3 pseudogenes are annotated in these 1,937 nt (G+C 36.3%); 2 read left to right on the forward strand and 1 reads right to left on the reverse strand.

Going from position 1 to position 1,937, the window contains the following annotated elements:
• Positions 1–416: 416 nt before the first annotated feature.
• Positions 417–1,181: pseudogene (locus FTU38_RS16605) on the reverse strand (MFS transporter); the annotation flags it as partial.
• Between the two features lie 88 nt (positions 1,182–1,269).
• Here FTU38_RS16605 and FTU38_RS16610 point away from each other — a divergent pair.
• Positions 1,270–1,608 (forward strand): annotated as a pseudogene (locus FTU38_RS16610) (helix-turn-helix domain-containing protein); the annotation flags it as partial.
• Positions 1,574–1,937: pseudogene (istB, locus tag FTU38_RS16615) on the forward strand (IS21-like element ISAba8 family helper ATPase IstB); the annotation flags it as partial. The pseudogenes FTU38_RS16610 and istB, both read left to right, overlap by 35 nt.

Here is a 1,937-nt window from a genome sequence, read left to right on the forward strand (position 1 = left end):
AGGATCAGAAAGCTTGTTTGAATCGATGTATTTCATCCGCAGATTATGCACGAATGCTAAGAAATCCGGAGTGCAAATATTAACCAAAAAGAAGATCGTTTTTTGATTTATGAAAGAGATCTAATATTGATCTATATATAATTCCAACTAAAAATAAATGCAAAAAAATACGAACAATACGTATAAATGTTAAATATCAACAACTTGAAAATATATTAGATTTTAAAAATGATAACCAAAAATATTTTATTTATTATATTGTGATGTATTTCATTATTATGAGGCACCTTTTAAAAGAAATATTAGACCAAAGTTGTATAATCATAAAAATAGTAAATTCAGCCATTTTTATAGTGTTATTTATATTAAAAAATAGATGTAAAACGAATATTAAATAATAGCTTATTCACATATTTCTATTTTAATTTATTCAAATGTATTGCTAAAAATAAACCGATCATCAAGATAACAGCAATAAAGCTCGTCAACCCAATCCAACCAGACATCTCCCAAACCAAACCACTACTGCTACCCAAAATACTAGAACCTAAGTAATAGCAAAATAAATATAAAGATGAACCTACGGCACGGTATTGCAGGGATTGAACTGATACCCAACTACTTGCCGTGGAATGCGCTGCAAAAAAAGCAAAGGTGAATACAATCAGTCCAAAAATGACTGACCAAAATGCCGGAATGAGCATAATCAACAGCCCCAACAACATCATGATCAGCATTGCAGGTAAAACTTTTTCACGCCCAAAGCGTTTCCCCCAACTTGCAGCCCGAGGTGAACTATATATTCCTGCCAAATAAGCTATGGAAATTAGCCCAATCCAAGTTTGAGAAAGTTGATAAGGTTCTTCTAATAGGTGGTAGCTCATATAGTTAAATATAGAGACAAAACATCCCATGAGGATAAAGCTTTGAAGGAATAAAATTCTCAGCTTTGGATCTGCTAAGTTTTTAACGAAAGATTCATAAAATCGGTTGAAACGAATGGGATAAGCTTGAAAATGTTGAGATGCTGGAAGTAATAAAAAGAATGCTGTGGCTATACATAGGTTAATGATACCAATAATCATCATGGCATTTTGCCAACTAATATAATCAATCAATACCCCTGCAATGAGACGACCACCCATTCCGCCAATTGCAGTACCTGAAATATACAGGCCCATTGTTAGCGGCAGTGTAAAAATGACCCCCTAATGGCATTTAAAAACTGACCCCCTTGGTTAATATAGCGGTCATTTTGGACTGCTCAACATGTTAACTTTGGAGCAAGCAGTGACAATCCAAATACTTCATCAACAAGGTAAATCTATTAAAGCCATTAGTCGTGAACTGGGGCTATCCAGAAATACCGTACGTAAATATTTACGGCAAAACACCACACCTCAGTATCAGCGTATACAGCCTAGAATAAGTATCCTTGACCCATATAAACCCTATTTACTCCAACGTGTAAACGCAGCTCATCCTGAATGGATTCCTGCTGTCGTGCTCTACCAGGAAATTTTAAGGTTGGGATATCCAGGAAAGATCAGGATCTTGAGGGAATATCTTGCAACTGAAACTCTCAGGCCTGCCTCAAGTCAAAACCCTGGAAGACTATGATTTTAATTATGCCCTAGGGGCCCCTAAATCACAGGTGATTGAACTGTTCAATCTGAGCTTTATTGCTAGAGCAGAAAATGTGGTGTTTCTGGGGGCTAGCGGAGTAGGAAAAACGCATTTATCTATGGCATTAGGCTATAAGGCCATCATGAACAACATTAAGATCAAGTTCATTACCGCAGCGGATTTAATGCTGCAACTGAGTACAGCCTATCAGCAAGGTAAACTGAAAACCTATATGCAACGTGCGGTACTGGGACCAAAGTTACTGATTATCGATGAAATTGGTTATTTACCGTTTGGACGTGAAGAAGCGA

Origin of the sequence: Acinetobacter sp. YH12098 (assembly GCF_013419235.1) — a bacterium.
GTDB classification, from domain to species: Bacteria; Pseudomonadota; Gammaproteobacteria; order Pseudomonadales; family Moraxellaceae; genus Acinetobacter; species Acinetobacter amyesii.